The organism is Pigmentiphaga sp. MLSB6-MA01, assembly GCF_058793475.1.
On sequence record NZ_JBXAFV010000003.1, the window covers coordinates 341,185 to 365,243 of the forward strand.

Here is a 24,059-nt window from a genome sequence, read left to right on the forward strand (position 1 = left end):
GCCCGCGCGTCATGCCGCCGGCGGGGTCTCGCCGCGCGGCGCCTTGTAGCGGTTGTAGCCCCACAGGTACTGCTCGGGACAGCGCCGGATCATGGCCTCCATGCCGGCGTTGATCCAGGCGGCCTGGCCTTCGGCCGTCTCGGGCACCGCGCCGTGCAGCCGCAGGAAATGGACCTTCCAGCCCTGCGCGCCGGGCAAGCGCTCGCCCGCCACCAGCACCACGGCCGCGCCCGTCTGCGCCGCCAGCCGCCCCGGCAGCACCATGCTGAACGCGGGCTTGCCGAAGAACGGCGCCCAGACGCCCTCGCCATTGCCGGGCACCTGGTCCGGCAGGATGCCGATTGCCTCGCCGCGGCGCAGCGCCCGCACCAATTGGCGCACGCCCTGCAGGTTGGCCGGCGCGGTATCCAGGTTGGGGCCGCGCCGGCCGCCTTCGACCAATTGCGCGACCCAGGCCTTGCGCGGCGGACGGTAGAGCACCGTGATGGGGCCGCCCCGGTAGGCGCAATAGCGCGCCGCCACCTCGAAACAACCCAGGTGCGGAGTCAGGAACAAGATGCCCTTGCCTTCATCCTTCGCCTCCTGCACGGCGTCCCAATCGTCGGAGCGGCACTGCGCCAGCGCCTGGTCGGGCCTGAACCAGACGCGCGGGATCTCCAGCGCGCCCTCGCCCGCGGCGGCGGCCGAGCGGCGCGCGAAGTCCTCGCCCTCGTAGCCGGCCAGGGCGGCATTGGCGCGCAAGCGCGCGGCATAGTCGGCGGAACTGCGATACACCAGCAGTCCCAGGCCGCGGCCCAGGCGGTGCAGCCAGCCCAGCGGCAGCCGCGCGAGCAAACGATAGAAAGTCAGCAGCATCGAACGATCCGAATCTCGAAGAACAAGCCCCGCGGCCACCAGGCCGGCAAAGGGGGGGGGTGGGCTCCATCGGGATTTTCCCCTAAAATGGAAAAGATCGCCGAGTTAACAGACAACTTGCGGGGCGATCGCGGCGCCGGCCCGTCCGGTGCGCGCATAAATGCCGCTAAAGCGTCGCTGCTCGCCTCAGGTCCAAGACCCAACAACGTGCAACACGCCGCGGAACCGATAGCCGGCGTGCGCGCCGGTCAGCTTTCAAAGGACTATCGAGTGGCCAATTCCTACCTCTTCACTTCGGAATCCGTCTCCGAGGGACACCCCGACAAAGTCGCCGACCAGGTCTCGGACGCCATCCTGGACGCCCTCCTGGCGCAGGACCCGACCTCGCGCGTGGCCGCGGAAACGCTGTGCAACACCGGCCTGGTCGTGCTGGCGGGCGAGATCACCACGCGCGCCAACGTCGACTACATCCAGGTCGCGCGCGACACCATCAAGCGCATCGGCTACGACAACACCGACTACGGCATCGACTACAAGGGCTGCGCGGTGCTGGTCGCCTACGACAAGCAGTCGCCCGACATCGCCCAGGGCGTGGACCGCGCCTCCGACGACTACCTGAACCAGGGCGCCGGCGACCAGGGCCTGATGTTCGGCTACGCCTGCACCGAAACGCCCGATCTGATGCCCGCGCCGATCTGGTATGCGCACCGCCTGGTCCAGCGCCAGAGCGAGCTGCGCAAGGACGGCCGCCTGCCGTGGCTGCGGCCCGACGCCAAGTCGCAGGTCACCTTCCGCTACGTCGACGGCAAGCCGGTCGAGGTCGACACCGTGGTGCTGTCCACCCAGCACTCGCCCGATGTCAGCCAGGAGACCATCCGCGAAGCCGTCATCGAGGAGATCATCAAGAAGACCTTCGCCGACGGCCTGATCACCGACAAGACGCGCTACCTGGTCAACCCGACCGGACGCTTCGTCATCGGCGGCCCGCAGGGCGACTGCGGCCTGACCGGGCGCAAGATCATCGTCGACACCTACGGCGGCGCGTGCCCGCACGGCGGCGGCGCGTTCTCGGGCAAGGATCCGTCCAAGGTCGACCGCTCGGCCGCCTATGCCGCCCGCTACGTCGCCAAGAACATCGTCGCCGCGGGCCTGGCCACGCGCGCGCAGATCCAGGTCAGCTATGCCATCGGCGTGGCCGAGCCCATCAACATCACGGTCGACACCTACGGCACCGGCGTGATCCCCGACGACCAGATCGCCAAGCTGGTGCGCGAGCACTTCGACCTGCGTCCGAAGGGCATCGTCAACATGCTGGACCTGCTGCGCCCGATCTACCAGAAGTCGGCCGCCTACGGCCACTTTGGCCGCTCGGAGCCGGAGTTCAGCTGGGAAGCCACCGACAAGGCGGCGGCGCTGCGGTCGGCGCGGGGGTAACCAGACACGCACCTGCCCCGCATCCGCGCGGGGCAGGCCACGCCGCATGACCCGCCCGCGGCGCGCCGATTCCATGCGACCCAAGATGGCTACTCCCCCCCCCTCTGCCAAGCCCAGGAGCACCGATGGCGTGGACGCTGCGACAGGCGCGGCGCCTTCCCGGCAAGGACTCCGGACCTCCATGACCGAACAGGCCTATGCGGAGATCAAGCGCCGCATCCTGACGCTCGAGTTCAAGCCTAGCCAATTCCTGAACGAAACCACCATCTGCCAGTTGCTCGACCTGGGCCGCACACCGGTGCATGAAGCCTTGCACCGCCTAAAACTGGAGGGCCTGGTCGAGATCATTCCGCGCAAGGGCATCATGATTCGCGCGGAGTCGCTCAAGGACGTCATCTCGCTGCTCGAGGCGCGCATGATCGTCGAGCCCCAGTGCGTCCGGCTGGCGGCCGAACGCGCCCAGGCCAGCCACCTGGCCGAGCTGGCGGACATCATGACGCAGTTCCAGCACGCCTTGTCCGACGGCACCCCCGGCTCCTTCATGGAGCTGGACTCGCGCTTTCACCGCGAACTGGTGCAAGCCGCGTCCAACCCCGTGCTCGGCGACCTCATGCGCCTCCTTCACGAGCGGGCCAGCCGCATCTGGCATCTGCAGCTCTGGAGCACGAACGATCTGCGCGTTACCCTGCACGAGCATGAAGCCATCTATCAGGCGGTTCAGCGCGGCGACCCCAATGCGGCCTACGAAGCCGCGCTGACCCACCTAACTTCGCTCAAGCGCCGCATCCTTTCCGGAGCCAATTGATCATGTCCAGCCCTCTCTCGCCCGACACTCTCGTCGTGGACACGCACGCCCATGTCTTCCTGCCCGGGGTCCTGGGCGCATGCGGCGAGGCCGGCCCGGAACTGATCAACGACATCCACGGACAGGCGTTCCGCGCTGGGGGCTACACCATACGCGGCGTGAAATTCCATCCGTCGCCAATGTCGGACCTGGAGCTTCGACTAGCGCTCATGGACAGGATGGGCATCGGACACCAGGTGCTATCGCCCTATCCGATGGTGTACTTCTACGACCAGCCGGCCACCGACGCGGTCCGCTTCTGTGCCCGCCACAACGACGAAATGGCGGCACTCGTGGCGTCGGCTCCCGACCGACTGAGTGGCTTGGCCACTCTGCCCATGCAGGACCCGCAGGCCGCCTGCGCGGAACTCGTGCGATCCCTGGATGACCTGGGCCTGAAAGGCATCAGCATAGGAGGCCGCTACGGCGAACGCGAGCTTTCGGCCCCCTGCTACGACCCGCTGTGGGCAGCCCTGACCGAACGCGGCCTGCCCGCCTTCATCCATCCCGGTCCGATGGATGCGGGAGGCACGCGCAACCTGACACGCTGGGATCTCGAACTGGTGGTCGGCTTCGCCATCGATGAAACCCTCGCGATCACCCAGCTCGTATTCGGTGGTGTGCTCGACCGCCACCCCGGCCTGACCGCTGTCATTCCCCACGGCGGCGGCTTCGCGCCCTACGTGCGAAGCCGCTTCCTGATGGCTCTGGAGAAACGCCCCTGGGGCAAGGCGGCGCTGTCGCGCCCCTTCGACGACATCTGGCGGCAGATGGTGTTCGACTGCCTGGTGCACGACACGGCGACGCTCGAGTACCTGATACGCAGCCACGGAGCCGACCGCATCGTCCTCGGCACCAACTTCGCCGCCTGGGACCAGGACGACCACGTGGTCGGACAGGTCCGCGGCCTGGATCTGCCCGAGACCCAGCGCTCGGCCATCCTGAGTGCCAACGCCCGGCGCCTGTTCAGACTCTAAGCGCCACCTTGCCGAACTGGCGGCGCTCCACGCAGCGCTGCACAGCCGCCGGCAATTCATCGAAACCAAACACCTGGTCCATCATCGGCGCCAGGCGACCATCGGCCAGATCCGCCGCGTAGTCGTCCAGGAACGCCCGGACGATGGCCCCGTGCTCCTCAAGAGACCGCGTCCGGAAAGTGGCACCCAGCAACTGGATGCGCCTGACCGCGTGCAAGTTCAGGTCGACGGTCGCCTGCGTTCCGCCGAATCGCCCAACGTTCACAATCCGTCCTCCCAAGGCCGTGCTGCGCATGGTCTCGTTCAGCACCGAACCGCCGATCAGGTCAACGACCACGTCCACGCCTCGGCCGTCCGTATGCGCCAGAACCCGTTGCTCGAAGCCCGCGTAGGGATCGGCCAGGGCCAGCGTCAACCCCGACGATGCCAGCCGCTCCAGCTTGGCGGGTGACATCGAGGAACCCACGATCGCGGCAGCCCCTCGCAGCACGGCCAACTGCAACACCGCCAGCCCCACCCCCGACGTAACAGCGTGGATCAGAACACTCCCGCCGGGCGCCAGGCCTCCCAGCGCGACCAGTGCATTGTGGGCGGTCAGGTAGGACACCGGCAGAGAAGCCGCCACGGCCCAGTCCATACCTTCGGGCAGTCGCAGGGCCAAGGGGGCCTTGACGCATACGAATTCGGCGGCCCCTCCCTGCACCATCGCCGCCACCCGGTCTCCCGGCACGAAGCCGTCCACGCCTTCGCCCAGCTCCATGACCTCCCCGGCCGCCTCCAGCCCTGGAATGGGGGCCGGCGCGGGCGAGGAATGGCTGAAGTGTGCCCCGCTGGGATATTGATCCGCCCGATTGATGCCCACCCCGCGCACCCGCACCAGCAGCTCGCCTCGCCCGGCCTTCGGCCTGGGGAATTCCCGCAACGCGTAGTGAAGATCCTCTCCGCTTCCCATGCCGACCCACGCTTTCATCTCACACCCCCGTAAAAGACTCTGATTGACAAGAACAATGCCCTATGTCCTAATATTTTCGTAATATATCAAGGAAATATCACAAATGAATCAGATGAAAATTACACACGTGCAGCCTCAGCAGATCGCCATGCCATCGGGCAACTGGACGCCCCTGGTCATCGTGGACCGCCCGGGAAAGCTGGCCTTCCTGTCCGGATTCACCTCTCGCGACGAGCGAGGCAACGTCCATGGCATCGGCGATATCCGCGCGCAAACGCGTCGCGTCTGCGAAATGCTGCGCAATGTCGTGCAGCAAGCGGGCGGCCAGCTCTCCGACATCGTCCGCGTCGATGTCTACACGGTCGACATCACCCATTTCTCCGCCATTCACGAGATCAGGCGGGAGTTCTTTCCGGCCAACCCGCCCGCGTCCACCATGGTCCAGATCAGCCGCCTGGTGGACGAACGCTCGCTGATAGAAATCAACGCTATCGCGGTTCTGCCGTAAAGGCCGCTCGTACCAACATCTCCCGGAGCCACTCATGTCCCCCGCACCTGACCTGGAAAAGCTGAAGGAAATCTTGATCGACCAACTGGACCCCGCCGGTTGGATCGTCGTCGAAAAAACGGGAGGGTTCCGTATCTATAAATTCTGGGAGAACCCGGAAACCGGCGCGAGTATTTGCCTGCTTGATGTCCCGAAAGGAGCTGGGATCCCCGTACGGCACCGGCACGCATCCAACCAGTTCATGTACTGCGTCCGGGGGGTGTACGAATACCTCGACCCGGGGCTGACGCTGCACGAAGGGTCCTTCTACATGAATCCCAAGGGCCATCCACATGGACCAACGGTGGCCCATACCGACTGCCAACTGATCGAAATCTATGATGGCCCGCACTACTTCGAGAAGCCGTCCTTCCACACCGACGAAACCGTCGGCCGCATCGTGAGCGAATAACCCCCGCTTCCGCCCCCTTCGGAGTCCGCAATGAAATCGCCATTCCTTCGCATGATGTTGCTGTTGATGGGCGGTTGCCTGACCTGCCCGAGCCAGGCATCCGGCCCGGACAACTACCCGGAAAAGCCCATTCACATCATCGTTCCGTACCCGGCCGGCGGATCGGTGGATTTCCTGGCCCGAGTCATCCAGGCGCAGTTGCAACAAGTCTGGGGGCGTCCCATCATCATCGACAACCGGGGCGGCGCCTCGGGAACCATAGGCAGCATCGATGTCGCACGCGCGTCCCCCGACGGCTACACGCTCCTGTGGGGCAATGTGCAAACTCATGCGATGAACGGGGGTGCCTTCAAGAACCTGCCTTACGATCCGATCAAGGATTTCACACCGATCTCGCAGACAACCCGGGCGAACTGGATCTGGGTCACCAATCCCCGCACGGGCATCAAGACGCCGGCTCAGGCGCTGGCCGCCATGCGCGCTCAGCCCGGCAAGCTGACCTACGCCTCGTCGGGCAACGGCAGCGCGGCCCACCTGGCGTTCTCCATGATGACCCACAAGCTCGGCGTGCAGACGACCCACGTGCCCTACAAGGGCATCATGCAGGGGATCAACGACGTGCTGGCCGGCAACGTCGACTTTGTCATGGGCGATCAATCCACGCTTCTGCCGTTCATCAAGGCCGGCCGGTTGGTTCCGATCGCCATGACGGGCAGTGCGCGCTCCCCGCTGATTCCCGATTTGCCCACGATCGCCGAAACGCTCGTGCCAGGGTTCGACGTCCAGGCCTGGCAGGGCATCTGGGGGCCTGCGAACATGGACCCAAAACTGGTCGAGCGCATCAATGCCGGTTTCTCCCAGGCCTTGAACGCACCCGCGGTCATCGAGCGACTAAGCGCCTCGGGAGTGGACGCGGCCCCCTCGTCGCCCCAGGCTTTCGGCGCGTTCGTCTCGGCGGAATCCAGGAAGTGGGTCAGCGCGGCTCAGGACGCGGGCATCGTGCCGGAGTGATACCGAAGTCGCCGTAGACTTCGCGCGGGTTCTGGACGAGGATCCGTTCGAGCACCTGACGGTCCTCTATCCACTCTCCCAGCAGGTCGAACAGATCCCCGTCGTTGGGCATGGCCCTGCCCTGCATGTTGGTATGCGGCCAGTCGCTGCCCCAGAGCAGGCGTTCGGGCGCATGGCGCACCAGGGCACGCGCCATGGGCGTGACCTCGGCATAGGGGTAGTCCTGGGCCGTGCAGCGCATGGGACCGGAGATCTTCACCCAGACGCGCCCGGTGTCCAGCAGTTCCAGCAGCCGCCGGAAAGCCGGCTGGTCCACCCCGCCCTCGGCGGGAATGCAGGCAAAGTGGTCCAACACGATGCGATTGGGCAGGCGCAGCAGCGCATCGGCATGCTCGACCAGGTCGGTGCCCCGCGGATAGAACTGCACATGCCAGCCGAACTCCGCGATCAACTCGGGAATCCGCGGCGACGACAGCCGGGGCAAGGCGCCGCCGTGGCCGTGGCTGACGAAGCGCGCGCCGCGCACGCCCAGCGCGTCGAGCTCGGCCACGCGCGCGCGGTCCACGTCGTCGGGCAGCAGCGCCACGCCGCGGAAGCGGCCCGGGAAGCGCCGCAGCACCTCGGCCAGGTGGTCCGGATTCTGGCCGTAGCCGGCGCCGCTGACCACCACCGCGCCGGACAGCCCCAGCGTCTCCTGCAAGGCGATGTTGGTCTCGGGCAGCGCGTCCGCCGAGCGGTACTTGCTGCCCGGGTGGAACGGATAGCGGCTCGCGGGTCCGAACAGGTGGACGTGGCAGTCGATGGCGCCCGCCGGCGCGGCCAGCCGGGGTTTGCGCGGATGCGGATCGGGCGGCGGCGTCAGCGGGAGCGCATCCTGGCCGGACATGGAATTCTCCATCAGTTGGCCGTGATGCGGGCACGCCGCACCACGTCCTTCCATTGACGGATCTCGGCCGAGATCATGCCGGCGAATTCTTCGGGCGTGCTGGTCCTGGGCTCCACGCCCGCCGCCTGCAACTGGCTGTTCCAGGCGGGATCCTTGCCGATCTCGGCCATCGTCCGGTGCAGCGCGTCGATCACCTCGCGCGGCGTGCCCGCCGGCGCCAGCACGCCCAGCCACAGAATGCCTTCGTAGCCCGGCACGCCGGACTCGGCGATGGTCGGCACCTCGGGCAGCAACGCCGAGCGCTTCGCGCTGGCGATGGCCAGCGGCTTGAGCCGGCCACTGGCGAAATGGGGCTGCGAAGTGGTGACGGTGTCCATCTTGACCGCGATCTGGCCGCCCAGCAGGTCGTTGAGCGCCGGCGCCGCGCCCTTGTACGGCACGTGCACGACCTGGATGCCAAGCCGCTCCAGCAGGAGTTCCGTCGTAACGTGGGGCAGCGTGCCATTGCCCGCCGACCCGTAGGTCAGCTTGCCCGGGTTCTTGCGGGCGAAATCGACAAAGCCCTTGAAGTCGTCGAAGGGCTGGTTGCCGCTGGCCACCAGCAGCTCGGGGATCTGCGCCACGAGCCCGATGGGCGCGAAATCCTTTTCCGTATCGAAGGACAGGCGCGGCGTGATCGCTGGATTGATGGTGTGGTTGGGCGTGGTGAACAGCAGCGTGTAGCCGTCCGGTGCCGCGCGCGCGACGCGCTGGGTGGAGATCACGCCGCCCGCGCCGGGCACGTTCTCGACCACGAACTGGGCATTGAGCCGCCGGCCGAGCTGCGCGGCCAGCATGCGCGCCACGGCGTCCACCGACCCGCCGGCCGTGAACGGCACCACCAGCGTGACCGGCCGGGACGGATAGCGGGCGGCCAGGGCCGGCGCGGCCAGTGGCAGGCTCGCGGCCAGGCAGGCCAGGCACGCGCGTCGGACAAGGGATGGACACGGCATCGGATCTCGCCTCCTGGTTTGCGGGACGCTGAGCTTAGAGGCGGTGGCCGGCCCGCCTCAAATGATTGTTTTGCACCAGTCCATGAATTCCTTGCATGCCGCCCCGCTGGTGATGATCATGTCGCTGTGCCGTTTTCCCTGACGAGGCATCCATGCAAATCGATTTCCTCGGCATGCAGGCCTTTCTCTGCATCGTCGAGCAAGGCGGCTTCCTGCCGGCCGCCACCCACCTGAACCTGTCCCAGACGGCGGTCAGCCATCGCCTGCGCAAGCTGGAAGACAGCCTGGGCATGAAGCTGCTGACCCGCACCACGCGCGCGATCACGCTGACCGACGCCGGCCGCGCCCTGCTGCCGCGCGTGCGCAAGGCCATGCAGGAGCTGGAGCTGTCCTACGACACCGTGCGCCAGCACGCGGCGGCCACGCCGCGCTGGCTGGTGTTCGGCTGCCTGCCGACGCTGGCGGTCACCCAATTGTCGCCGGCGCTGTTGCGCTTCGCCACGCGGCATCCGGACATCTCGGTGCGCGTGCTGGACGACTCCATCGGCGAGATCGCCGAGCACGTGCACAACGGCACCGCCGCCTTCGGCGTATCGCTTGCCAGCTCGAACCGGTTCGGCCTGGACATGGACGTGTTCGCGCAAGAGCCTTTCGTGCTGGCCTGCCCGCCGCGCCATCGGCTGGCGCGAGCCAGGGAAGTGGACTGGGAACGCCTGCGCGGCGAGCCCCTGATCCGCATCAGCCTGCCCGCCGGCAACGCGGCCACCATCGACGATGCGCTGGGCGACCGCCGCCTGCAGTTCCGCTGGGCCTACGAGGCCCAGCACACCTCGATCGCGCTGGACTTCGTCGCCAGCGGACTGGGCCTCACCGTGGTGCCGGCGCTTTCGGCCGTCAAGGCGCCCGGCGTGGTCACGCGGCCGCTGTCCGGCCCCTCGGTGGCACGCCATCTGGCGGTGGTCACGCGCCGCGGCGCGGTGCTTGCGCCGGCCGCGCAGGCCATGCGCGACCTGCTGGTCGCCGAGATCCGCGGCCGGCTGGCGGCAGCCCATGAACGGCACGCATGAATCCGACAAACAATTCATTTGTCCGGGATACGCCCCTTGCCTAGACTGGCGACGAATCGACGATCCTCCCGCGCGCCCTGGCCGCGGGTCCGGACCGCGCACGAGGAGATCGCCATGTTCCACCATCACGTCATGCGGCGACCGCGCCTGGCATTCGCCGCCGCGCTGATGTTCGCCACCGCCCCGCTCCATGCCCAGGACGACCGCTACCCCGACCAGCCCATCCGCGTGGTCGTGCCGTTCGGCGTCGGCGGCCTGGCCGATATCTCGCTGCGCCTGGTCACGCAGCGGCTCTCTGAACGCCTGGGGCAACAGGTCGTGATCGAGAACAAGCCCGGCGCCGGCGGCGTCGTGGCCGCCAACGCCGTGCTGGGCGCGCCGCGCGACGGCTATACGCTCGCGGTGTTCGCCAATGGGACGGCGATCAGCAAGACGCTCTTCAAGCTGCCCTACGATCTCGTCGCCGACTTCGAGCCCGTCTCCACCGTTGCCTATTTCGACCTGGTGCTGCTGACCAACGCCAAAGGCAGGCTGCAATCCCTGCCCGCGCTGCTGGCCGAGGGCAAGAAGCGGCAATTGGTGCTGGGCACCATCAATCCCGGCAGCACGCAGAACCTGTCGGCCGAGCTGTTCAAGTCCATGGCCGGCATCGATGCCATGGTCGTGCCCTTCAAGAGCACGCCCGAGGTACTGACGGCCTTGCTGCGCGGCGACGTCGACGTCATGTTCGAGTCCTACGCCGCGCTCAAGGGCGCCATCACGTCGGGCCAGGCGACGCCGATCGCGGCCACCGGCAGCCGCCGCTCGAGCTGGCTGCCCAAGGTGCCCACCGTCGCCGAGAGCGGCGTGCCCGGCTACGAAGTCGCCGGCTGGAACGCCGTGTTCGCCCCGGCCGGCACGCCGCCCCGCCGGCTGGACCGCCTGAACGCCGCGCTGAACGAGGTGCTGCGCGAACCCGCCGTCCGCCAGCGCCTGGAGGAACTCGGCACGCAGGCCCAGGGCAGCACCCGCGAGGAACTCGCCGGTGTGTTCAAGCACGACATCGCCAAGTGGGCCGACGTCATCCGCAAGGCCGGCATCCCCATGCAGCAGAACTAGCAGGAGCTTTTTCGTGACCTTCGCCATTTCCCCGGCCGACGCGGTATTGGTCGATGCCCACGTCCACGTGTTCACGCGCGACATGCCGCTCATCCCCAACCCTCGGCACAGCCCGGACTACAGTTTCACCGTAGAGCAACTGCTGGGCACCATGGACAGCCATGGCGTGCACTATGCCGTGATCGCCGCCGCCAGCCCCTGGGGCGACTACAACGACTACGTCATCGCCTCGCTGGGCAAATCGGCACGGCTGCGCGGGACGGTCATCGTCGAACCCTCGACCGAAAAGGTGGTGCTGGACCACATGCATGCGGCGGGCATACGCGGCGTGCGCCTGCCCTTCATCAGCCTCGACCGCCTGCCCGACCTGGATTCCTGGGATTACCGCAAATTCCTGCGCCGCCTGGTCGACCTCGACTGGCACGTACACGTCCATCTCGACGGGCCGCGCCTGCCCGAAGTGCTGCCGGCGCTGCAGCGCTCCGGCGTCAAGATCGTCGTCGATCATATCGGTCGGCCGGACCCGGTCGCCGGAATCGATAGCGAGGGCTTCCAGGCCATGCTGCGCGCCATCGAAGAAGGACGGACCTGGGTCAAGTTGTCCGGCGCCTATCGATTGGGCGCCAACGCCCGCGAATGCGCGCAGGCCTTGTGCCGGGAGGCGGGCCACGAGCGCCTGATGTGGGCCAGCGATTGCCCCTTCGTCGGCGCCGAATCGACCATGAGCTATCCAGCCGCGATCGATTGGCTGGTCGACACCATTGCCGATCCGACCATCCGGCGCCGGGTGTTCGGAGACACGGCCCTGCGGTTCTATTTCTCCTGACCCCCGGGCGGGACGCACGCAGCCGCGATCTACTCGCCGGTAATTCCGGCGTCCTTCACCACCTTGCTCCACTTGGCCGTCTCGGTCCGGACAAAACCGGCAAAGGCCTGCCTGTCCAGGGGACTCGTCTGTATGCCCTGCCCGAGCAGGCTGTCGGCCACCTCCCTGTCAGCCAGCGCGGCGTTCAATGTCCGGGACAGCCGTTCCAGCACATCCGCCGGCGTGTCCCTGGGCGCGAAGAGCCCCATCCACAGTTCCGCGCGATAGCCCGGCAGCCCGGATTCGGCCACGGTCGGCACGTCGGGCAGCAGCGGCAGCCGCTGCGCGCCCGTCACCGCCAGGGCCTTGAGCGTGCCGTTCTTGACGTAGGGCAGGACGGGCATGACCGAGCCGAACTGCAGCGTGATGGTGCCATTGATCGTGTCCGTGACCGATTGCGCCGAGCTCTTGTACGGAATGTGCGCCAATTGAATGCCTCCCTGATAGGCCAGCAGTTGCGCCGCCAGGTTCGCCATGCTGGCGTTGCCCGCCGAGGCGTAGGTGAGCTTGCCGGGCTGGGCCCGCGCCTCGCCGATGAAGGCGGGCAGGTCCTTGGCCGCGATGCGCGACGCGCTGACGAGCACGTACGGCGATGCGCCGATCAGGCCGATCGGCGCCAGGTCCCTGGCCGGATCGAAGGACATCTTGCTGTTCAGCCCGACCGACACCGACTGGGTGCTGACCGTGCCGAGCAGGATCGTGTAGCCATCGGGAGCCGCGCGCACGACGGCCTCGGCCCCGATCAGTCCACTGGCGCCGACCCGGTTCTCGATGATGACCGGCTGCTTGAGCAACGCCGCCATGCGCAGGCCCACCACCCGCGCCGCCGAGTCGGTCGCGCTCCCCGCCTGGAACGGCACGACCATCCGGACCGGCCGGTCCGGCCACGCGTCCTGGGCCAGGACCGGCGCAACATCGGCCGCCAGCGCGGCCACCGCGGCCCAACCCGCTATGTGTCGAATCATGGGATGTCTCCTGTGGCGCGACGAGGCGCCTGCTTATTGGAAATGGCCTGCCCGCGGCCGCCTCAGCGACCCAATGCCCGGTCCAGGCCGGCAACCAGTTCCTCGAAATCGGCGGTGGCGTTCAAGCGCGGACTGCCCGCCATGTGAGGGGTCAGCACGACCTGGGGATACCCCAGCAGTTCATCGTCGTCGGCGCCGGGCTCGCTCCACAGCGTATCCAGCCCCATGCCCGCCAGCGTGCCGTCGCGCAGCGCCGCCAGCGTTGCCTCCCGGTCCATGACCTGCGCCCGGGCCACGTTCACCAACCGCGCGCCTTTCTTGAGCTTGGCGAACCTGGCGGCATCCAGCAGCCCCTCGGTAGAAGGCGTGGCCGGCAATTGCGGCACGAGCCAGTCGCTCCGGCCCAGCAATTCATCCATCTCCAGGTACTCGACGCCGAGCGCGGCTTCGTCCTCGGCCGCCAGCCGGGTGCGCTGGGTATAGACGATACGCATGTCGAAGGACCGGGCGCGCTGTGCGATCTCCCGTCCGATCTCGCCCATGCCGATGATGCCCATGGTCGCACCGCTCAGCATGGAAATGCCCGATACGCGCGCCCAGTTGGAACCAGGCGTGTGCGCCCGGTCGAACGGCGCCGGCTGGAACCCGGCTTCGCGCAGGCGGCGCACGGTCGTGCGTCCGTTCAGTTCCGCCAGCCGCTTGGCCAATGCCAGCACCATCATCATCGCCTGCTCCGCGCAGGCGATATTGGCGCGCCGGCGCAGGGTCAGCACCACGACGCCGTGGCGCTCGCACGCTTGCACGTCGATGTTGCGGGTCACCACGCCATACTTCTGGACCGCGCGCAACCGCGGCGCCAGCTCCAGCTCCTGGCGTCCCACCGCCAGCGATTCCACCAGCACCGCGTCGGCTTGCGGCAGCTCCCTGCGCAGTTCCGACGGCGAGGCGACGAACACCACCCTGGCGGGAAACACCTGGCGGCAGCGCGCGCGCAAGGCGGCGAGCCAGCCGCGAAAATCGGGAATGTCGTGGGCGAAGAAGTCTTCGAAGGCCGCCACGCGGGCAGCGTCGGTGGACGGGTCGAGAATGACGCCGAGGACGCGAGTGAATACGTCTTCTTCGACGACGATACGGGGACTGGACATGGCCTATCCGATGATAAGAAGGAAAAAAGCGCCGGCAGGCGGCTATTCGGGATCGATTTCCAGCGCGTTGATGACCCGGGTGTGCATGTTGTAGGCGCCGATCAACACCGACAGCTCGACGACCTGGCGCTCGTCCAGGAAACCCCGCACGCGCCGGAACACCTCGGGCGACACCTTCGCGCCGCGGGTCGATTCGTCCACATAGGCGATGACCGCCGCATCCGCCTCCTCGAACACCCCTGGCGGCACCTGCGCCCGGCACAGGGCATCGCACTCGGCGGCACCCAGGCCATCCGCGCCGGTGAAGTGGCGGCGATGCACGTCGATCACGTAGGCCGCGTCGTTCAGGGCGGCGACGCGCAGGATCACCAGTTCGCGTACCCGGGCATCGAGCCGGGTGCGCCAGCGCACCGCGTTGATCAGCGCCAGCCAGGCACGAGCCACGTCGGGGCTGTGCAACAGCAATCCGTAGACGGGAATCAGCCTGCCCCGGCGCTCCTCCCTTATTTCTCCGATCAACGCCGCCAGTTCGGGATGGGAACTCTCATCCACATAGGAAACCCTGGCCATCGCTTGTCTCCGTCCGGTGTCATGTTCTTTTCACGAAACAGATTTAAGCAGCCCGCAGCGCCGTGATCGATAGTGTCGAATCGATGGCATTATTCATTCCATTCAATAGTCCCGATCACTCGCAGGAGGCCTCGCATGCCTGGTCGACCCCCGGTCTCTCCCGTCACCCTGCAGTTGCTCGTACAGTTCGAGGCGTTGATACAGGAGCGCCACGTCACCCGCGCCGCCGAACGCATGGGCATCAGCCAGTCCACGATGAGCGCGGCGCTGGCCAGGCTGCGCCGGCAGTTCGACGATCCGCTGCTGATCAGGACGGCCAAGGGCATGGTCCCCACGGCCAAGGCGCTGGAACTGGCCAAGCGCGCCCGGGTCGCGCTGGAACTGCTCGAGCCGGACCGCCTGCACGGACGCACGTTCTCTGCGCACGAGTCCGAGCGGCACTTCCGCATTCTCACGACCGAAGGCCTGGCGCTGTTGCTCGCTCCCCTGATCGCCGCCCACCTGAGGCAGCATGCCCCCGGTGTCCGGCTCACCATCCAGCCGTCGGACATGCGCGGCACGGTCGAATCGCTGCGGGACCAGGCCTGCGACCTGACCATCGGCCACATCCTGCACCCCCCGTCCGACCTCAGGAAGAAGCTCATCTATCCCCAGGGCGCATGCTGCATCGTCAGCGCCCGGCATCCCGAGATCGACGGCCGCATCACCCTGCGGCAATTCCTCAAGTATCCCCACGTCGTCTGGGGCGCGGACGAGACTTCCTATCGATCCATCGAAACCTCGGTGGCACGCGCCCTGGGCAACGCCAGGCATCCGCTCAAGCACGCCATCCGGGTGCCTAACATCCTCATCGTGCCGGCGGTGGTCGCGGCCACGGACATGATCGCCACCGTCCCGCTGCGCATCGCCCGCGAGGCCGCTGAGCGCCTGGACATCAAGACCGCGCAGCCGCCGTTCAAGATCGCCAACCCGGACATCAGCATGTACTGGCACGAATTGAACCACCGCGATCCCGCCCACATCTGGTTCCGGCTCGCGATACAAGCGATCGCCCAGGCGGTCCGGGAGCCATGAACGAGTCAAGGCCGCGGCGGTCATGCCCCATCGCGACGGCTAGCGCGCCGAATCCCCCCAGCGGTAGACCTGCGTGAGCTCGTCCAACCGCTGCTTCAGGCCGGCGTCGAGCACGTACTCGGCCGCCGCCAGCGTATCGGCCAGTTGATCGGGCCGGCTGGCGCCCAACAGCGGCGCGGAAATGAGCGGATTGGCCAGCACCCAGGCCACCGCCAGCGTCGCCAGCGGCACGCCCGCTTCCCTCGCCAGCGCCTGCAGCGCATCCACCGTGTCGAAATACCGGTCGGCCCAATAGCGTTCCTGGTAGCGTTCGGCCGCGGTGCCCAGCGTGAAGCGGGTGCCTTGCGTGGGCGCGCCGCGGCGGTGCTTGCCGGTCAGCAGCCCTCCCGCCAGCGGGTTGTACGGAATCACGCCCAGGCCCTCTTCCTGCGCCAGCGGCAGCAGTTCGCGCTCGATCTCGCGGAACAGCAGGCTGTAGCGCGGCTGCACCGAGACCACGCGCACGAGGCCGTGCAGCTCGGCCTTCCCCAGCGCGCGGGCCAGGCGATACGCCAGGAAATTGGACACCCCCACATAGCGGGCGCGGCCGGAGCGGACGATGGTGTCCAGGGCCTCCAGGGTCTCGTCCAGCGGCGTGCGCGTATCGTCGCCATGCAGCTGATAAAGATCGACATAGTCCGTCTGCAGGCGCGCGAGCGAGGCATCGATCGCGGCCAGCAGGTGCTTGCGCGACGAGCCCTGGTCCCAGGGATGCGGACCGGTCCGTCCGAACGCCTTGGTCGCCACGACGAAACCGGCGCGCCGGCCGGGCGCGTCGCGCAGCCAGCGGCCCAGGATTTCCTCGGTGGCGCCTATCGTCTGCAAGCCGCCTCCCAGCGGGTAGACGTCGGCCGTGTCCAGGAAGTTGATGCCGCCCTCGGCGGCCTTGTCGAGGATCTGGCGGGCGACGGATTCCTCGGTCTGCAGGCCGAAGGTCATGGTGCCGAGCGCGAGGCGGCTGACGGTCAGGCCGGTGCGGCCCAGGCGGGTGGTGGACAGCGTCATGGTGGGGGATAGGCAAAAGGATGGACGGACCTTGCATGCTAGAACAGCCTGGCGACTCCTGGAACCAATCAACGGAAGTAAAGATATGCCGGAAGACGTCCGCCGGGGCGCCTCGTCCGCCGCCCGGACCCGGTACCCGTGCTTTTGGGCGGCATGGCGGAAAACCTGCTTGTTCTCCGCTGATTGCACGTGGGCCGCCCGGCGGTATGCTCAAGCCATCCAGCGAGACAAGCGGGGGCGGAACCATCATGAAGGGAACGCACAAGAATCTCACCTCCCTGCGCATTTTCGAGGCAGCCGCGCGCACGCTCAATTTCAGCCGCACCGCCGAGGAACACCACCTGACCCAGGGGGCGATCAGCAAGCACATCGCCGGGCTGGAGAAACGCCTCGGCACCGTCCTGTTCAAACGCACGCCCACCGGCCTGCGCCTGACCCACGCGGGCGCGCTGTACCTGGAGAAAATCAGTGCCGCGCTGCGGCTGCTGGACGAGGCCGACGCCACGGTCGCCCACCCGGGTTCGCGGGTGGCGCTCAACATCGCGGTCTCGCCGTCGTTCGCGCCCTTCCTGTTGATCGGCCGCCTGGCCGAGTTCTTCAACCGGCACCCGGACATCCGGGTGAACATACGGCCACGCCTGATCTACGGCCGCCCGGCGGGCGAGCGGTTCGACGCGGAGATCCAGCTCCACACCGGCCACATATCAGGCAAGACCGCGCAATACCTCTGCGGACGCGAGATGACGCTGGTGGCGGCGCCGTCCCTGCTCGAACGCCGGCCGGTCCGCGGCATCGACGACCTGCAGCACCTGCCCCTGCTCAAGCGCGCCCAGCGCGGCTATGGCTGGGACGAATGGCGGGCGGAGATCGCGCCGCACTGGGCGGGCCCCGGCCAGCATGCCGCGGAATACGAAGGATTCTCGCTCTTGCTGCCAGCCACCTTGCACGGCCTGGGACTGGCCATCGTGCCGATCTGCCTGGTTCTCGAGCACCTGCGCGCGGGCCGGCTGGTGCGCCCGCTGGGCGAGGTCGTTGCGGGACGCCACGCCTATTACCTGCTCCAGCCCCGCCCCGACACCAGCGGACCGTGCACGCAGGCGTTCTGCGACTGGATACGGGAAGAGAGCCAGCGCGTGGAAGACGCCGTCCAGGACTACCTGGCCTCCTGATCCCCCTGCCTCCGCAAGATCCGGCCCGCTCCCAGGGCACCGGGATATTCCAATCAGGAATGTCTCATGCGAATACTTCCTTTGCCCACCTTGCCAGGGGCTGCCCACAATGCGGGACCGTCCATCCTCCGTCCCGTCCCCATGAACACGCTGCACAAATGGCGCGGCATCCTGGCCTTTTCCGTCTTGGCCAGCACCGCCGTCTCCGCCTATCCCGACAGACCGGTCAAGATCGTCGTTCCCTACGCGGCCGGAGGCAGTTCCGACGTCATCGCCCGCACCCTGGCGGATCAGTTGGGCGGGGAACTGGGCCAGCCCGTCATCGTCGAGAACCGGGCCGGCGCCGGCTCGATGGTAGGCACCGCCTACGTGGCGGGCGAACGGCCGGACGGCCACACGCTGCTGATCGCCGACGTGCCCTTCACCATCGTGCCGGCCCTGTACGCGAACGTCGTGAAGTACGACGCCCGGCGCGCATTCGTGCCGGTCGCGCTGCTGGGTGTGGCGCCCATGTACCTGTTCACCCATGCCCGGTCCTCCATCCTATCGGCCCCGGAACTCGCCGCCACGGCCAGCGCCCGGCCCGGCACGGTCTCCATCGGCTCCGGCGGCAACGGCTCGCTGACCCACCTGATGGCCGAACTTTTCATGATCCAGACCGCCACGCAGCTGACCCACGTGCCCTACAAGGGTGCCTCGGCATCCGTCGCCGATCTTGCGGCGGCCCAGATACAGGCCAGCTTCACGACCATGCCGACGGCGGCCGCCCTCTACCAGGCGGGGCGCCTGCGGGCGCTGGCCGTCTCGTCGCCGCAGCGGCAGGCCGATACGCCGGACGTCCCCACGTTCCAGGAACTGGGCATGCCCGGCCTGACCGTACAGAGCTGGTGGGGCCTGATGGCGCCGGCCGGCACGCCGGCCGAAACGATCGCCAGGCTGGAGGCCGCCACCGCCAAGGCACTTGGGTCGGCCGCGACCGCCCGGCGTCTTGCCGCCACGGGGGTCGGCATGCCGGCCAGCGCGAACGCCAGCGCGCTGCGGGAGTTGCTCGACGCGGACTTCCTGCGCTGGCAGGACGTGGTACGGCGCACGGGGGTCAGGGCTGAATGATGGTTTTCCCCCACCTGCCGTGGCTGATCGCCACCGACAACGACCCGGCGCTCATGGCCGATTTCGCGATACTGTGCGCATTCGGCGGACGCCTGTCCGGCAGCGGCCAGGACAGCGCCGCGCTGAATTGGGCGCTGGGTCGGCTGCGCGCGGCGGGCGCGCGCGCGACCCGGCTCGATGTTCCCTATGACGGCTGGCGCTGCCTGCGCTCCAGCCTGGCCTTGGCCGGACCACGCGCGGCGGCGCTGTCATGCTGGCCGCTGCTGCGCTCGGCCAGCACGGCGGCGGGCGGCCTCGAAGCCGAGGTGGTCGACCTGGGTCCGGGGCGGCAATCCGACTTCGCCCGCCTGGGCGGCCGGCTGCGTGGGCGCATCGCACTGGTTTGCCATGAGTACCCCTACGCCGCCGGCCATGTGCACCACCACCGGAAATACGACATGGCGGTCGCGGCCGGGGCGGCGGGCTTCTTGATCGCCAATCCCTGGGAAGGCGGCGGCCTGCTGGCGGGGTGGTCTGGCCGCCCGCGCGGCACGGCGGGCATTCCGGCCGCGTCGGTCGACCACGCGTCCGCGCGGCGGCTGTCGCGGGCGGCGCAAGCAGGCCCGGCCCGGGTCCGCATGGTGGTGGAAGGCGAGGAAACGCCGCGCGCACGGGCCGGCGTGGGAGTTGCCGACCTGCCCGGTGGCCGCGACGGCTGGATCGTCATCAGCGCGCACGTCGATGGCCTCGACCTGGGAAACAGCGCGCTGGACAACGCGAGCGGCGTCGCGGTCGCGCTGGCTGCCGCGCGCGCGCTGGCCCGGCGGGTGGGGCCGTCCACGCCCGGATTGAGGATCTGCCTGTTCACCGCGAAAGAATGGGGCCTGGCGGGTTCGGCCCGATATCTCGCTCAGATGGGCGACGGCGAACGCAACAGCCTGAAGCTGAACATCAATCTGGACACCGTGGCGGGAGACGATTCGTTGACGGCGCTGACCAGCGGCTTCCCCGGATTGCCTGCGCTCGTACGGCGGGCGGGCGATGTGGCCAGCCTTCCGATCGGCGTGCATGAACCCCTGATGCCCGATTCGGACCATGCCAGTTTCGCATGCCACGGCATTCCGGCACTGCGCCTGCTGGCGGGCTTCGAGCGGCCGGCGTCGCGCGCACGGGCCGTCCTGGGAGCGAACGACCGGACGTCGATCGTGAAGGAGGACGAACTCCAGCGGGCGCTGCGGGCCACCTGCGCGATGGCTGGATTGGCGATGGCCCTGTCCGACGCCGAACTGGCAAACCTGGCCGAACGAAGCTGAGGAAACGCCGGACGGAATGGCTGCCCGGGCCCGTGGACGGCCCGGGAAGGGCGGCCGCGGTTGGCGTTACACTGCCCTCATATGACCGCCAAGTATCCTGCTTCCGACTCTCCCGCTTCTGCCTCCCTCCCCGATTCGCCCTGCGTAGCGGTGTGCTCCACCTTGTTCGACGACATCTGCCGCGGATGCGGCCGTACCGCCATGGAAGTCGCCAACTGGGTGCAGATGAGCCACGAGGAAAAACAGGTGGTGTGGCAACGGATCCGGGCCCAGGGCTACCCCCGCCGCAAGGGCTGACGCGGCCATGGCGCCCGCGTCATGACAGTCTTCGGCCTGTCACATTGCACAGGCTAAATGGGTCCCATCGCACCCACCCTCACGGCCCATGCGCATCGTCCTCGTCACGGATGCCTGGCATCCGCAAATCAACGGCGTCGTCCACACCTGGACGTACATGCAGAAAATGCTGACGTCCTGGGGCCACGAGCTCATCATCGTCAGCCCCACCGGCAGCCGCACCATTCCCACGCCCACCGAACCTGACGTCCGGCTGTGCGTGGAACCGCGGCGGCACCTGCTGCGCACGCTGGCCGGCCGCGAACCCGATACCCTGCACATCGCCACCGAAGGGCCGCTGGGCCTGGCCGCGCGGCGCCTGGCGCGGCAACGGGGCTGGCGCTACACCACGTCCTTCCACACCATGTTCCCGGACTACCTGCAGGCCCGGATGGGCATACCGGCGAACTGGACCTGGCGGTTCATGCGCTGGTTCCACCGGCCCTCGCAACGGGTGCTGGTCCCGACGCCAACCGTGCGGGACACGCTCGCGGCCAGGGGCCTGGGCAACCTCCACATCTGGGCGCGCGGCGTGGATACCGAGCGGTTCCGGCCCGAAGCGGGCAGCGCGCTGCCCTACCCCGGCCCGGTCTTCCTGAGCGTGGGCCGCCTGGCCAAAGAGAAGAACCTCGATGCCTTCCTGTCCCTGGACCTGCCCGGCACCAAGGTAGTGGTGGGTGGCGGTCCGGACGAAGCCCGGCTGCGGCGCAAGTTCCCCGGCGCGGTGTTCCTGGGCATGAAGCCGCACAGCGAGCTGGCGCGCTACTACGCCGGCGCCGACGTATTCGTCTTCCCCAGCCAGACCGACACCTTCGGCCTGGTCATGCTGGAGGCGATCTCCTGCGGCACGCCGGTGGCCGCCTACCGCAGCGAGGCCCCGATGGCGGTCGTGAGCGAAGGGCACACCGGCGTCCTGGACGACGACTTGCGCACGGCCTGCCTGGGCGCGCTGGAACTGTCCGGCACCGACATCCGCCAGCATGCGCTGGCGCACAGTTGGTCCGCCATCGCCTCCCGTCTGTTGGAGTTGCAGGTGCCGGCCGACCCGAAACGCGAAAAAACCGACCTGGACTGGTGTCCGCGGAGCGCGGCGTAGCGTCCCCGCGGCCCGCGGGCCGGCACGCGCCTCTCCAGGCGCGGCGGACACGGCATGCGTTCGACGCGCCCTGGCCCGGATGCGCGACCGTCCGGATTTGCTCAGATTTGCTCAGATAAGGAAACGACACCCCTCGTATCCTTTGTGTTCCCGACTGCAGGTCCATGGACATGGACGGCAGGTCGAGAGAACTGACGGTCGAAGGCAGCATCCCATGCAGGTTACCTATCCATTGCCAGCGCACCCGGCCGGGACGCTGGCGGGCGTTCGCGGCCACAGCGCGCCGCCCCTGGTCCACCACCTGCTCGCTCCCCCCGACATCCCCGAACCCGGCGCCCAGGCGCTGGCGTTCCAGCCCGTCTCCTCGTTGCTGGACGGTACCCGCAACCTCTACCAGAGCGTCACCGTTCGGCTGCTGGCGGCGCCGGATGACGACGCGCCGGCCGCGCCCGGCATTCCGCTCGTCCAGGCCGTGATGGCGGTCCTGCGCGACCACTCCTGGGTCACGCTGGGGTGCGCCGTTTCGGCGGGCACGCTGGCCGACGGATCGGGCTGGGCCGAGGTCCTGGATGAACTCCGCGCCGACAACCAGCTCGCCCGCCGGCTGGTGATCGAGCTGGCCCAGGACGACGACCGGCTCCGCACCCGGCAAGCCCTCGGACTTGCCGCCCGGCTGCGCCGGCTGGGCTGCCTGCTGGCCGTCGACGACTTCGGGACGGCCGGCGGTACCGTGGACTTCCTGCTGGATGCCCGGCCCGACATCGTCAAGATCGCCCCGGCTTACCTGCGCCGCGCGCGCAGCCTGCATGGCGCGGGCGAAACGTCCGGCCTGATCCGGCTGTGCCGCCGCCTGGCTCCCGCGGTCGTCATCCAGGGCGTGGACGACCCCGCCGACCTGCCGCGCCTGCCTCGCGAGGCAGGCGTCTGGATCCAGGGCGGCCTGTCGGGCCCCCCGGTGCTGCGCTCGCCCTGGCTGCGGCACAGTCCCAGGCGCCTGGCGACTTGCGCCACGCCGCGGGTGGGCGAACGCCATTGAGCGGCGAGACGATATCCATGCCGCCCTCCCACCCCCGGAATGAACGCGGCGCCTCCGCCGCCACGGCCCGCCCTTCGCGAAAGGCGCCGCGCCGAAGCGCCAGGCGCATCCCGCACAGCGATTTCGCGCTGGCCATCGCCCCTCCGGCTTCCCAGCAGGCGCGTACCAACAAGCGCGTCCTGGTGGCGGACACGGGCAAGCGGTTCTGCGCCGATGTCTGCGACTTCCTGAGCCAGCACGGCTGCCACGCGCGAGCCGTCCACGATCTGCGGCATCTGCTCCAGGCCCTGGCCGAGTGGCAGCCGACGACGCTCTTCCTGAACGCATCCCTGCCGAGCCTCGATCTGGCACAACTGGCGCCGCTGTACGCCCAGTTGCCGCGGGATTTCCTGATCGTCCTGCTGCAGGAGCCCGGCGCCCCCTTCACCTTGTCCGTACCGCCCAAGACGCCATGTCCAGCCCGTCTCCTCAAATCCCCATGCCTGACGGATCTGCGCCACTTCCTGTGACCAGGCAGGCCGCCGGCCCGGAAACCCCCGGCCGGGACAACCTGCGCCCCGCCTCCGGATGGCGCCGCATCCTGGCCCGGTTCGTCAGGAACCATATCCATGGCATGAGGCGCCACGAGCGCTACCTCATGGACGCCACCGGTAGCCGATCCCCGTCGTTGCGCCCCGCCGCGCGGCGCTGGCCGGCCGGGAGCGGTCCCCGCTCCATGACCGCCCCCCGCGCGTTTTCGTTCCAGGGCATCGAGCGCGTCCTGCCGGACTCGCGCGGATGGCACCATCAACCCTGGGGCGAGGACTGGATGGGCCAGCTGCACCGCTTCGACGACCTGAATGCCGCCGACGCCGACCAGCGGCAGGGCTGGCACCGGGCCCTGGTCCTGAACTGGACCCTCGCCAACGGCCCTGGGCACGGCCCGGGCTGGGCCGCGCCCAGCCTGGCGCCCCGCATCGTCAACTGGATCAAATGGGACCTGCGCTGCGGCGGGCTGGCCAACGAGACCACCCTTCGCAGTCTCGTCGTCCAGGTCCGCTACCTGCGCCAGTTTTTCTCGCGCCACTGGCGCGACGGCTCGGCCCCGGACGTCGCCAAGGCGCTGATCTTCGCCGGCAGCTACTTCGGCGACAACCGCGAATCGCGGGCCTGGCTGCGCAAGGGCCTGCGAGCCCTGGGCACGCTGGCGCCGACCGACCTGTCCACGGAAGACCTGCGAGACCTGGCGCTGCTATCCCTGGTCTATCCGGACCTGCATCCGCCCCACGGCCACCGCTGACCC

At 68.4% G+C, this 24,059-nt stretch carries 26 protein-coding genes; 18 read left to right on the forward strand and 8 right to left on the reverse strand.

What is annotated here, in order from left to right:
• Nucleotides 1-9: 9 nt before the first annotated feature.
• Nucleotides 10-855, reverse strand: a complete 846-nt coding sequence (locus AC1Q6E_RS07180) for a lysophospholipid acyltransferase family protein (protein ID WP_152793692.1) — start codon at nucleotides 853-855, stop codon at nucleotides 10-12.
• A gap of 270 nt (nucleotides 856-1,125) precedes the next feature.
• On the opposite strand from AC1Q6E_RS07180, the gene metK reads away from it, so the two are divergent.
• The 3 genes from metK to AC1Q6E_RS07195 all read left to right on the forward strand — a co-directional run bounded on the left by metK (nucleotide 1,126) and on the right by AC1Q6E_RS07195 (nucleotide 4,110).
• Entirely contained in the window at nucleotides 1,126-2,289 is a 1,164-nt protein-coding gene (metK, locus tag AC1Q6E_RS07185) for a methionine adenosyltransferase (RefSeq protein ID WP_492572463.1), read from the forward strand.
• A gap of 130 nt (nucleotides 2,290-2,419) precedes the next feature.
• Nucleotides 2,420-3,094, forward strand: a complete 675-nt coding sequence (locus AC1Q6E_RS07190; RefSeq protein ID WP_492572464.1) for a GntR family transcriptional regulator — start codon at nucleotides 2,420-2,422, stop codon at nucleotides 3,092-3,094.
• Between the two features lie 2 nt (nucleotides 3,095-3,096).
• Nucleotides 3,097-4,110, forward strand: coding sequence for an amidohydrolase family protein (locus AC1Q6E_RS07195; RefSeq protein WP_492572465.1), 1,014 nt, complete (start codon nucleotides 3,097-3,099; stop codon nucleotides 4,108-4,110).
• Here the strand turns inward: AC1Q6E_RS07195 and AC1Q6E_RS07200 are convergent.
• Nucleotides 4,100-5,080: a zinc-binding dehydrogenase gene (locus tag AC1Q6E_RS07200; RefSeq protein ID WP_492572466.1), complete on the reverse strand. Its 981-nt coding sequence runs from the start codon at nucleotides 5,078-5,080 to the stop codon at nucleotides 4,100-4,102. The genes AC1Q6E_RS07195 and AC1Q6E_RS07200 overlap by 11 nt on opposite strands.
• 85 nt (nucleotides 5,081-5,165) lie before the next feature.
• Here AC1Q6E_RS07200 and AC1Q6E_RS07205 point away from each other — a divergent pair, with 85 nt between their 5' ends.
• From AC1Q6E_RS07205 to AC1Q6E_RS07215, 3 genes are read left to right on the forward strand one after another with little or no spacing between them, the layout of a single operon-like run.
• Nucleotides 5,166-5,570 (forward strand): RidA family protein, encoded by a 405-nt coding sequence (locus tag AC1Q6E_RS07205; protein ID WP_492572467.1) that lies wholly within the window; start codon nucleotides 5,166-5,168, stop codon nucleotides 5,568-5,570.
• A 34-nt stretch (nucleotides 5,571-5,604) separates the two neighbouring features.
• The gene (locus tag AC1Q6E_RS07210; RefSeq protein WP_492572468.1) at nucleotides 5,605-6,021 is read left to right on the forward strand and encodes a cupin domain-containing protein; all 417 of its coding nucleotides are present in this window, start codon (nucleotides 5,605-5,607) and stop codon (nucleotides 6,019-6,021) included.
• A gap of 30 nt (nucleotides 6,022-6,051) precedes the next feature.
• Nucleotides 6,052-7,032 carry a Bug family tripartite tricarboxylate transporter substrate binding protein gene (locus AC1Q6E_RS07215; protein WP_492572469.1) on the forward strand — a complete coding sequence of 327 codons (981 nt, stop codon included), beginning with the start codon at nucleotides 6,052-6,054 and terminating at the stop codon, nucleotides 7,030-7,032.
• Here AC1Q6E_RS07215 and AC1Q6E_RS07220 read toward each other — a convergent pair.
• Together AC1Q6E_RS07220 and AC1Q6E_RS07225 are read right to left on the reverse strand one after the other, a co-directional pair.
• On the reverse strand, nucleotides 6,995-7,918 hold the full coding sequence (locus tag AC1Q6E_RS07220; RefSeq protein WP_492572470.1) for an amidohydrolase family protein: 924 nt from the start codon (nucleotides 7,916-7,918) through the stop codon (nucleotides 6,995-6,997). The genes AC1Q6E_RS07215 and AC1Q6E_RS07220 overlap by 38 nt on opposite strands.
• A gap of 11 nt (nucleotides 7,919-7,929) precedes the next feature.
• Nucleotides 7,930-8,910, reverse strand: coding sequence for a Bug family tripartite tricarboxylate transporter substrate binding protein (locus AC1Q6E_RS07225; protein ID WP_152793694.1), 981 nt, complete (start codon nucleotides 8,908-8,910; stop codon nucleotides 7,930-7,932).
• 152 nt (nucleotides 8,911-9,062) lie between these two features.
• On the opposite strand from AC1Q6E_RS07225, the gene AC1Q6E_RS07230 reads away from it, so the two are divergent.
• From AC1Q6E_RS07230 to AC1Q6E_RS07240, 3 genes are all read left to right on the forward strand, one after another.
• Nucleotides 9,063-9,977: a LysR family transcriptional regulator gene (locus AC1Q6E_RS07230; RefSeq protein ID WP_152793695.1), complete on the forward strand. Its 915-nt coding sequence runs from the start codon at nucleotides 9,063-9,065 to the stop codon at nucleotides 9,975-9,977.
• A 114-nt stretch (nucleotides 9,978-10,091) separates the two neighbouring features.
• Nucleotides 10,092-11,075, forward strand: a complete 984-nt coding sequence (locus tag AC1Q6E_RS07235) for a Bug family tripartite tricarboxylate transporter substrate binding protein (protein ID WP_492572471.1) — start codon at nucleotides 10,092-10,094, stop codon at nucleotides 11,073-11,075.
• Between the two features lie 13 nt (nucleotides 11,076-11,088).
• The gene (locus AC1Q6E_RS07240; RefSeq protein ID WP_296555417.1) at nucleotides 11,089-11,901 is read left to right on the forward strand and encodes an amidohydrolase family protein; all 813 of its coding nucleotides are present in this window, start codon (nucleotides 11,089-11,091) and stop codon (nucleotides 11,899-11,901) included.
• 29 nt (nucleotides 11,902-11,930) lie between these two features.
• Here the strand turns inward: AC1Q6E_RS07240 and AC1Q6E_RS07245 are convergent, their stop codons facing one another.
• From AC1Q6E_RS07245 to AC1Q6E_RS07255, 3 genes are all read right to left on the reverse strand, one after another.
• Nucleotides 11,931-12,905: a tripartite tricarboxylate transporter substrate binding protein gene (locus AC1Q6E_RS07245; RefSeq protein WP_152793697.1), complete on the reverse strand. Its 975-nt coding sequence runs from the start codon at nucleotides 12,903-12,905 to the stop codon at nucleotides 11,931-11,933.
• Between the two features lie 62 nt (nucleotides 12,906-12,967).
• The gene (locus tag AC1Q6E_RS07250) at nucleotides 12,968-14,050 is read right to left on the reverse strand and encodes a 2-hydroxyacid dehydrogenase (protein ID WP_492572472.1); all 1,083 of its coding nucleotides are present in this window, start codon (nucleotides 14,048-14,050) and stop codon (nucleotides 12,968-12,970) included.
• A gap of 42 nt (nucleotides 14,051-14,092) precedes the next feature.
• A complete protein-coding gene (locus AC1Q6E_RS07255) occupies nucleotides 14,093-14,620 on the reverse strand; it encodes a carboxymuconolactone decarboxylase family protein (protein ID WP_152793699.1) in 528 nt (175 codons plus the stop codon).
• Between the two features lie 135 nt (nucleotides 14,621-14,755).
• Between AC1Q6E_RS07255 and AC1Q6E_RS07260 the strand changes: the two genes are divergently transcribed.
• Nucleotides 14,756-15,694 carry a LysR family transcriptional regulator gene (locus AC1Q6E_RS07260; protein WP_152793700.1) on the forward strand — a complete coding sequence of 313 codons (939 nt, stop codon included), beginning with the start codon at nucleotides 14,756-14,758 and terminating at the stop codon, nucleotides 15,692-15,694.
• Nucleotides 15,695-15,733: 39 nt separating this feature from the next.
• Here the strand turns inward: AC1Q6E_RS07260 and AC1Q6E_RS07265 are convergent, their stop codons facing one another.
• Nucleotides 15,734-16,738 carry an aldo/keto reductase gene (locus AC1Q6E_RS07265; RefSeq protein WP_152793701.1) on the reverse strand — a complete coding sequence of 335 codons (1,005 nt, stop codon included), beginning with the start codon at nucleotides 16,736-16,738 and terminating at the stop codon, nucleotides 15,734-15,736.
• A gap of 248 nt (nucleotides 16,739-16,986) precedes the next feature.
• On the opposite strand from AC1Q6E_RS07265, the gene AC1Q6E_RS07270 reads away from it, so the two are divergent.
• The 8 genes from AC1Q6E_RS07270 to AC1Q6E_RS07305 all read left to right on the forward strand — a co-directional run bounded on the left by AC1Q6E_RS07270 (nucleotide 16,987) and on the right by AC1Q6E_RS07305 (nucleotide 24,056).
• Nucleotides 16,987-17,907 carry a LysR substrate-binding domain-containing protein gene (locus tag AC1Q6E_RS07270; RefSeq protein WP_296555412.1) on the forward strand — a complete coding sequence of 307 codons (921 nt, stop codon included), beginning with the start codon at nucleotides 16,987-16,989 and terminating at the stop codon, nucleotides 17,905-17,907.
• A gap of 66 nt (nucleotides 17,908-17,973) precedes the next feature.
• Nucleotides 17,974-19,017 (forward strand): Bug family tripartite tricarboxylate transporter substrate binding protein, encoded by a 1,044-nt coding sequence (locus AC1Q6E_RS07275; RefSeq protein ID WP_492572473.1) that lies wholly within the window; start codon nucleotides 17,974-17,976, stop codon nucleotides 19,015-19,017.
• Nucleotides 19,014-20,309, forward strand: coding sequence for a M28 family peptidase (locus AC1Q6E_RS07280; protein WP_492572474.1), 1,296 nt, complete (start codon nucleotides 19,014-19,016; stop codon nucleotides 20,307-20,309). Before AC1Q6E_RS07275 ends, AC1Q6E_RS07280 begins: the two co-directional genes overlap by 4 nt.
• 81 nt (nucleotides 20,310-20,390) lie before the next feature.
• Entirely contained in the window at nucleotides 20,391-20,606 is a 216-nt protein-coding gene (locus AC1Q6E_RS07285) for a DUF1289 domain-containing protein (protein WP_152793705.1), read from the forward strand.
• An 88-nt stretch (nucleotides 20,607-20,694) separates the two neighbouring features.
• A complete protein-coding gene (locus AC1Q6E_RS07290) occupies nucleotides 20,695-21,741 on the forward strand; it encodes a glycosyltransferase family 4 protein (RefSeq protein WP_152793706.1) in 1,047 nt (348 codons plus the stop codon).
• A gap of 214 nt (nucleotides 21,742-21,955) precedes the next feature.
• Nucleotides 21,956-22,777 carry an EAL domain-containing protein gene (locus AC1Q6E_RS07295; protein WP_492572475.1) on the forward strand — a complete coding sequence of 274 codons (822 nt, stop codon included), beginning with the start codon at nucleotides 21,956-21,958 and terminating at the stop codon, nucleotides 22,775-22,777.
• A gap of 17 nt (nucleotides 22,778-22,794) precedes the next feature.
• Complete coding sequence (locus AC1Q6E_RS07300; protein ID WP_152793708.1) at nucleotides 22,795-23,286, forward strand: response regulator; 492 nt, start codon at nucleotides 22,795-22,797, stop codon at nucleotides 23,284-23,286.
• Nucleotides 23,287-23,492: 206 nt separating this feature from the next.
• On the forward strand, nucleotides 23,493-24,056 hold the full coding sequence (locus AC1Q6E_RS07305) for a hypothetical protein (protein ID WP_152793709.1): 564 nt from the start codon (nucleotides 23,493-23,495) through the stop codon (nucleotides 24,054-24,056).
• The last annotated feature ends 3 nt before the right edge of the window (nucleotides 24,057-24,059 follow it).

Excerpts from the sequence above, each read along its gene's own strand:
- AC1Q6E_RS07295 (WP_492572475.1), top strand. The coding sequence starts at position 21,956 with ATGCAGGTTACCTATCCATTGCCAGCGCACCCGGCCGGGACGCTGGCG.
- AC1Q6E_RS07255 (WP_152793699.1), bottom strand. The coding sequence starts at position 14,620 with ATGGCCAGGGTTTCCTATGTGGATGAGAGTTCCCATCCCGAACTGGCG.
- AC1Q6E_RS07305 (WP_152793709.1), top strand. The coding sequence starts at position 23,493 with ATGACCGCCCCCCGCGCGTTTTCGTTCCAGGGCATCGAGCGCGTCCTG.
- AC1Q6E_RS07275 (WP_492572473.1), top strand. The coding sequence starts at position 17,974 with ATGCGAATACTTCCTTTGCCCACCTTGCCAGGGGCTGCCCACAATGCG.
- AC1Q6E_RS07225 (WP_152793694.1), bottom strand. The coding sequence starts at position 8,910 with ATGCCGTGTCCATCCCTTGTCCGACGCGCGTGCCTGGCCTGCCTGGCC.
- AC1Q6E_RS07200 (WP_492572466.1), bottom strand. The coding sequence starts at position 5,080 with ATGAAAGCGTGGGTCGGCATGGGAAGCGGAGAGGATCTTCACTACGCG.
- AC1Q6E_RS07205 (WP_492572467.1), top strand. The coding sequence starts at position 5,166 with ATGAATCAGATGAAAATTACACACGTGCAGCCTCAGCAGATCGCCATG.
- AC1Q6E_RS07180 (WP_152793692.1), bottom strand. The coding sequence starts at position 855 with ATGCTGCTGACTTTCTATCGTTTGCTCGCGCGGCTGCCGCTGGGCTGG.
- AC1Q6E_RS07260 (WP_152793700.1), top strand. The coding sequence starts at position 14,756 with ATGCCTGGTCGACCCCCGGTCTCTCCCGTCACCCTGCAGTTGCTCGTA.
- AC1Q6E_RS07270 (WP_296555412.1), top strand. The coding sequence starts at position 16,987 with ATGAAGGGAACGCACAAGAATCTCACCTCCCTGCGCATTTTCGAGGCA.
- AC1Q6E_RS07245 (WP_152793697.1), bottom strand. The coding sequence starts at position 12,905 with ATGATTCGACACATAGCGGGTTGGGCCGCGGTGGCCGCGCTGGCGGCC.
- AC1Q6E_RS07195 (WP_492572465.1), top strand. The coding sequence starts at position 3,097 with ATGTCCAGCCCTCTCTCGCCCGACACTCTCGTCGTGGACACGCACGCC.
- AC1Q6E_RS07215 (WP_492572469.1), top strand. The coding sequence starts at position 6,052 with ATGAAATCGCCATTCCTTCGCATGATGTTGCTGTTGATGGGCGGTTGC.
- AC1Q6E_RS07300 (WP_152793708.1), top strand. The coding sequence starts at position 22,795 with ATGCCGCCCTCCCACCCCCGGAATGAACGCGGCGCCTCCGCCGCCACG.
- AC1Q6E_RS07230 (WP_152793695.1), top strand. The coding sequence starts at position 9,063 with ATGCAAATCGATTTCCTCGGCATGCAGGCCTTTCTCTGCATCGTCGAG.
- AC1Q6E_RS07210 (WP_492572468.1), top strand. The coding sequence starts at position 5,605 with ATGTCCCCCGCACCTGACCTGGAAAAGCTGAAGGAAATCTTGATCGAC.
- AC1Q6E_RS07235 (WP_492572471.1), top strand. The coding sequence starts at position 10,092 with ATGTTCCACCATCACGTCATGCGGCGACCGCGCCTGGCATTCGCCGCC.
- AC1Q6E_RS07265 (WP_152793701.1), bottom strand. The coding sequence starts at position 16,738 with ATGACGCTGTCCACCACCCGCCTGGGCCGCACCGGCCTGACCGTCAGC.
- AC1Q6E_RS07220 (WP_492572470.1), bottom strand. The coding sequence starts at position 7,918 with ATGTCCGGCCAGGATGCGCTCCCGCTGACGCCGCCGCCCGATCCGCAT.
- AC1Q6E_RS07280 (WP_492572474.1), top strand. The coding sequence starts at position 19,014 with ATGATGGTTTTCCCCCACCTGCCGTGGCTGATCGCCACCGACAACGAC.
- AC1Q6E_RS07250 (WP_492572472.1), bottom strand. The coding sequence starts at position 14,050 with ATGTCCAGTCCCCGTATCGTCGTCGAAGAAGACGTATTCACTCGCGTC.
- AC1Q6E_RS07285 (WP_152793705.1), top strand. The coding sequence starts at position 20,391 with ATGACCGCCAAGTATCCTGCTTCCGACTCTCCCGCTTCTGCCTCCCTC.
- AC1Q6E_RS07290 (WP_152793706.1), top strand. The coding sequence starts at position 20,695 with ATGCGCATCGTCCTCGTCACGGATGCCTGGCATCCGCAAATCAACGGC.